Below are 5,504 nucleotides of genomic sequence, written 5' to 3' on the forward strand. Positions count from 1 at the left end.
TGGTGGGAGTTACTGGGTTCGAACCAGTGACCCTCTGCTTGTAAGGCAGATGCTCTGAACCAGCTGAGCTAAACTCCCTTTGGTTCTCCTTTCAACGTTGGGCAAGCGCCTGTTCGTTTTGGGACTGCAAATATAGAGTTTGCGTTCAATTCTTCAAAAAATAATTAAAAATATTTATAAATGATAGATATACAGTCTATTGTATTTTATTACATGGCTATATTTTGGCTTCCGCGAGGATCTTCGGGTAATATTTCCATCTCGGGGAACTCAATATAGTCGGCATACCATTGTATTGCTCCTACCACATCAAGGGCATCATCGGCTGTAATGTTAATGGTTTCAAAAGCATATAACTTGCTGTTGGCGTATCCATACAATTGAATTTCGCTGTCGTTAGGGCTAAAGCGATCTTCACTAAGGCAAAAAACTCTAACCTTTAAACCGGTATCCCTTGAGTGTATTACATCGCGGCAAGGGTTGTTGGGATCTGTAGCCAATAAATACACATTGTAATCCATATAACTGTAACATTGTTAGTTATAATAAGTTTCCGATAAATTATTATAACCGGCTAAAAGAGATATAAGGCTGATGGTTAAGAAATTGTGCGCAAGGAGTTTTTTTCTACAGTGTGAGAACCTATTTCTACATAAGAAAATTATCTAGTTTTATAAATGCGCTTAATTTTACCGGAATGGCCTTTTTGTAAATGGGCATTGCGTTTGTATATAGCTTATTAGCCCTTCTCAAAGGGAGTTTTTCATAGGTAGATGTAGAGGCCGAAATACTGCGAGAGTCTTTCGGCCTTTTTTATGTCGCAAAAAATCCCACTCCAATTTGCTATAAACGATAATTTTTAAAATCTGTGTTAAGTTTTTGTGCGTAGATACGGATATAACCATACGTTAAACTTATTTACCAAACTAAACATCTAACTATGAAAACAGAAATTAACCCGATCACAGGTGGGGCAAACATGGCCAGGCGGTCGTTTTTGCGCTATGCGGGAGCAAGCGCTGCGGCTGTAGCCGTTATGGGTGCTGCTTCCTCGTGTAAAAAAGACAGAGTTACAGTTAATTCGGGTACTGATATTGGCTCGGGCGATATTGGCGTACTAAACTTTGCCTATGCGCTGGAGCAACTGGAAGCCGCTTTTTATCTGCAGGTGGTCGCTACCCCTTATAGTGGTATAAGCTCAATTGAAACCACTTACCTTACAGATATTCGCGACCATGAAGTATTGCACCGCGACTTTTTTAAAGCAGCTATAGGCAGCAAGGCTATCATGGCCTTAACCCCCGATTTTAGCAAGATCAATTTCAGCGATCGTGCAAGCGTGTTAGCTGCCGCCAAATTATTTGAGGATACAGGCGTACAGGCTTACGATGGCGCCGGTTACTTAATTAAAGACCCGGGTTACTTAACCATTGCCGGTAAAATTGTATCGGTAGAAGCAAGGCATGCCGCTTTGATATCAAACCTAATTACTCCCGGAAGTTTTGCCAGTGACCAGGTTGATACAAACGGACTAAACAAGTCTGCTTCAATTAAAGAGATACTTACAGCGGCTAATGGTTTCCTAAAAACCAAGGTAACAGCAACAACTTTTAGTTATAAACCATAATTACACATCGCCATGAATTTATTTAATATAATAGATGAAATAGAAAATGTTGATCCGGAGATACACGACAGGTTGAACCCGCGCCGTGCCGCAATCAAAAATATAACCAGCTTTGGTTCAAAAGTAGCTGTTGCTGCAATGCCATTTGCATTAGGTACCCTGTTTAAAAAAGCATATGGTGCAACAGCACCATCATCAGTTGTTGAGGTGCTAAATTTTGCATTAACATTAGAGTACCTGGAGGCCGAGTTTTATAACCAGGCAACTGCGGCAAACGTTATACCTTCAGCTAATAGGGCTTATATAGCCCCAATTACCAGGGATGAGAACGCGCATGTTGCATTCCTGAAGACCGTAATTACATCATTACAGGGCACGCCTGTATCTAAACCCAATATTGACTTGTCTGGCGGTAATGGTAGTGGGAACGGGCCTTTTAAAGCGGCTTTAACCAATTTTCCTACCTTTCTTACAGTCGCGCAGGTTTTTGAAGATACCGGTGTTCGTGCTTATAAAGGGCAGGCGCCAAACTTAATTGGTAACCAGGTGGTTTTAACAGCTGCTTTATCTATACATGCTGTTGAGGCCAGACACGCGGCCGCCATTCGCCAGTTGCGATGCAGCCTTGGCCAAAGCTCAACTACAAGGCCATATATCCAAAGCACAGCTACCTTAGGTAATGATACCGGGGATGCAAGGGTTAATGGCAATTATGCAGGTGAAGAAAATACGGTACAGGGTGGTGTTGATTTAACCACACTTACCAGTGTAAGAATAGCTACCGGGGCTTTTGACGAGCCTTTAGAAAAACAGGCTGTACTTGATCTATTGGTTGGATCATTTATAGTTGGTTAATACTTAATACTGATCTTATAAATAAAAAGAGCGCCCGGTTTATTTGGGCGCTCTTTTTATTTGCTATATATTATTATGGACGAGTAGGCCGATGTGACGGCTCTGCTTGTTTTTGTGGCTGCTGTTGTTGCCTTTGTTGCTCGGCCTGCTGCTGGCGCGCTTGTTGTTGTTGCGCCTGCTGCTGTCTTTGCTGCTCAGCCTGTTGTTGGCGTTGCTGCTCTTGTTGCTGGCGTACCTGTTGTTTCTGCTGCTCAGCCTGTTGCTGGCGTTGCTGCTCTTGTTGCTGGCGTGCCTGTTGTTTCTGCTGCTCAGCCTGTTGTGAACGTTGCTGCTCTTGTTGCTGGCGTACCTGTTGTTTCTGCTGCTCAGCTTGTTGTGAACGTTGCTGTTCTTGTTGTTGGCGTACCTGTTGCGCTTGTTGTTGCTTTTGTTCTGCCTGCTGCTGGCGCACTTGTTCCTGCTGTTGTTTTTGCTGCTCTAACACCTTTTGGCGTTGTTGCGCCTGGCCGTCATCAGTAACTGCAGGCCTGCTTGTGCGTTGCGGGCGTGTTGGCTGCTGTTGCGGGTTTTGTTCGCGCTGTTGTTTTTGCTGCTCTAATTGTTGCTGGCGTGCCTGCTGTTGTTGTACGCGTTGCTGCTCTAACTGCTGTTTTTGCTGTTCAGTTTGCTGTTGGGTAGCCTCAGATTGTGCTTTTTCCCTTCGTTCGCGCATTTGCTGTTGTCGTACAGCGCCCTGTTGTTTGTCTATAGCGCGTTGCTGTTGTTGGGCATCGCCTGTAATTGCTGGTCTGTTGGTGCGGGCAGGTTGGTTTGCATTGCCCGGGGTTACAGCACCCGGCCTTGCAGGTTTTACATTGGCCCTGCCATCATTACTATTAACACGTACAACTCTCGAATCAGGAGTGTTGGCTTTAGCAGCCTGAGCCAGTTTGGCCGCGTTTGCTGCATTATAAACAGTACCCCTGCTGCGGTCTCTGCTACCTATACGCTGTGTTGGGTTTTGCTGTTTATAAGCATTACCATCTACCACCCTTGCAGGGCGTGCGTTAGTGTTTTGCCTAACGGAAGGCCTGTATATATTAATGTTATTATTGTTAACAGTTATGCGCGATGGCCTGTTTACGTTATTTATGTTATAAACACGTACCGGGCGGTGACTGTAACGTTGTATTTCTTCACGGCGTGGGCCGGCATTATAAACACGGTTATTATAATTATAGCGGTTTCGTAACCAGTTTGTATTACGTATAATAGTTCTTGTCCTGTTATACGGTACATAATAGTTATAAACGTTGGTGTAGTTGATGTATGCGTATGGTGCAAAAACCCAGTAATTATCGGGCACAGAATAGTTGTCGCCAAATGACGCATCTATGCTTACGCCGGGTTCCATTGGCGCCCAGCCATAATAACCGCCACCATCTCTCCAGCTAACCCATGCAGGCGCCCATTCATTTCCCGGAACCCATTCCCATCCATAATAATTATCAAAATGCCACCTGCCGTAGTGGAAGGTTGCCCATCCCCACGGATAATCTGATACCCAGGTGTTGCCGTAAGATGTCATTGCCCAGTATCCGCGTGTAGCGTATGGCCTAAAATCTTCTTCAACATCGGGTATCCAAACGTTACCGTACTGTGGGTCATAAATCCAGGTGCCATAAGGCTGTAGTTCATCATAAAACTCCTGGTCTGATATATATTCGCCCTCTTGTTGGGCTATGCTGGTATGTGGGGCAGATAGTATCAGCGTAAACGCTAATAAAGCTATACCCCATATTCTATTTAAAACTTTCATAACGCGAGATATTAATATAACTGGTATATTGTATTGACTTACTTTAACTTGAAACGTTTAAAGTAATAATTGTTTTAAAGCCATTGTCATAAAACAATTACACAGTTATTATATTTATCATCCGGGACATATCTCCGCTTTTTTTTAAATAATTTTGGCCTTTAATATTGAAATTATGAGTACAGTAAACATCCCTCGTCTCGACCTTGATACGTACATAAACGGTACTGCCGATGAGCGCAAAGCTTTTTCGGATAGTATTGGTAAAGCTTTTAACGAAACCGGCTTTGTAACCATCACCAACCATGGCCTTAGTAAAGAGCTGATTGATAAACTTTACACCCAGGTAAAAGCGCTTTTTGCTTTGCCAGAGGATGTAAAGATGAAATATGAGATACCCGGTTTGGCGGGCCAGCGCGGTTATACCGGCAAAAACAAGGAAACCGCTAAAGGATTTAAAGTACCAGATCTGAAAGAATTTTGGCAGATAGGCCAAACGGTTAGTGATGATGCACCAGAGAAGGCTTTTTACCCTGATAATGTTGTGGTGGATGAACAGCCCGAATTTAATACCACCACTTTAGAGGTTTATAAAAAACTGGAAGCAGCGGGTATTCATTTGCTACGTGCCATTGCTGTTTACCTAAACCTGCCCGAAAACTATTTTGATGATAAAGTGCACAACGGAAATTCGATACTGCGTACCCTGCATTATTTCCCTATAGAAAACCCTGATGCTTTACCTGACGATGCAGTACGTGCCGGTGCGCACGAAGATATTAACCTGATAACGCTATTAATTGGTGCCAGTGCCGATGGCCTGGAATTGCTTACCCGCGAAAATAAATGGTTCCCGGTTAAAGCGTTTGGAGAAGACCTGGTAGTTAATGTAGGCGATATGTTGCAGCGTTTAACTAATAACAAACTAAAATCTACCACGCACAGGGTTGTTAACCCACCGCGCGAAGAAATGAAGAACTCACGGTTTTCGGTGCCCTTCTTTTTACACCCAAAATCAACCATGGACCTAACCAGCCTGCCATCAACCATTGATGAACAACACCCTAAGCTTTATACAGATATCACCGCCGGCGAATACCTGGATGAACGGTTAAGGGAAATTGGTTTGAAAAAATAGAATATGAAAGCCCCGGTTATCCGGGGTTTTCTGTTTTAAGGGCCTTGAATTTGCGATGATAAATGATAGTCAATTAATGTTTCAAC

5 protein-coding genes and 1 tRNA gene are annotated in these 5,504 nt (G+C 43.5%); 3 read left to right on the top strand and 3 right to left on the bottom strand.

Going from position 1 to position 5,504, the window contains the following annotated elements; genetic code table 11:
- Positions 1 to 78: transfer RNA gene (locus JWQ85_RS07155), tRNA-Val, on the bottom strand.
- 131 nt (positions 79 to 209) lie between these two features.
- The gene (locus JWQ85_RS07160; protein WP_299466105.1) at positions 210 to 521 is read right to left on the bottom strand and encodes a hypothetical protein; all 312 of its coding nucleotides are present in this window, start codon (positions 519 to 521) and stop codon (positions 210 to 212) included.
- A 419-nt stretch (positions 522 to 940) separates the two neighbouring features.
- On the opposite strand from JWQ85_RS07160, the gene JWQ85_RS07165 reads away from it, so the two are divergent.
- Entirely contained in the window at positions 941 to 1,627 is a 687-nt protein-coding gene (locus JWQ85_RS07165) for a ferritin-like domain-containing protein (protein WP_299466108.1), read from the top strand.
- A gap of 12 nt (positions 1,628 to 1,639) precedes the next feature.
- On the top strand, positions 1,640 to 2,482 hold the full coding sequence (locus JWQ85_RS07170; RefSeq protein ID WP_299466111.1) for a ferritin-like domain-containing protein: 843 nt from the start codon (positions 1,640 to 1,642) through the stop codon (positions 2,480 to 2,482).
- 73 nt (positions 2,483 to 2,555) lie between these two features.
- Here the strand turns inward: JWQ85_RS07170 and JWQ85_RS07175 are convergent, their stop codons facing one another.
- The gene (locus JWQ85_RS07175; RefSeq protein WP_299466114.1) at positions 2,556 to 4,280 is read right to left on the bottom strand and encodes a DUF6600 domain-containing protein; all 1,725 of its coding nucleotides are present in this window, start codon (positions 4,278 to 4,280) and stop codon (positions 2,556 to 2,558) included.
- 175 nt (positions 4,281 to 4,455) lie between these two features.
- Here JWQ85_RS07175 and JWQ85_RS07180 point away from each other — a divergent pair, with 175 nt between their 5' ends.
- Entirely contained in the window at positions 4,456 to 5,418 is a 963-nt protein-coding gene (locus JWQ85_RS07180; RefSeq protein ID WP_299466117.1) for a 2-oxoglutarate and iron-dependent oxygenase domain-containing protein, read from the top strand.
- Positions 5,419 to 5,504 lie beyond the last annotated feature (86 nt).

It is taken from the genome of Mucilaginibacter sp., assembly GCF_028288105.1.
GTDB lineage: Bacteria > Bacteroidota > Bacteroidia > Sphingobacteriales > Sphingobacteriaceae > Mucilaginibacter.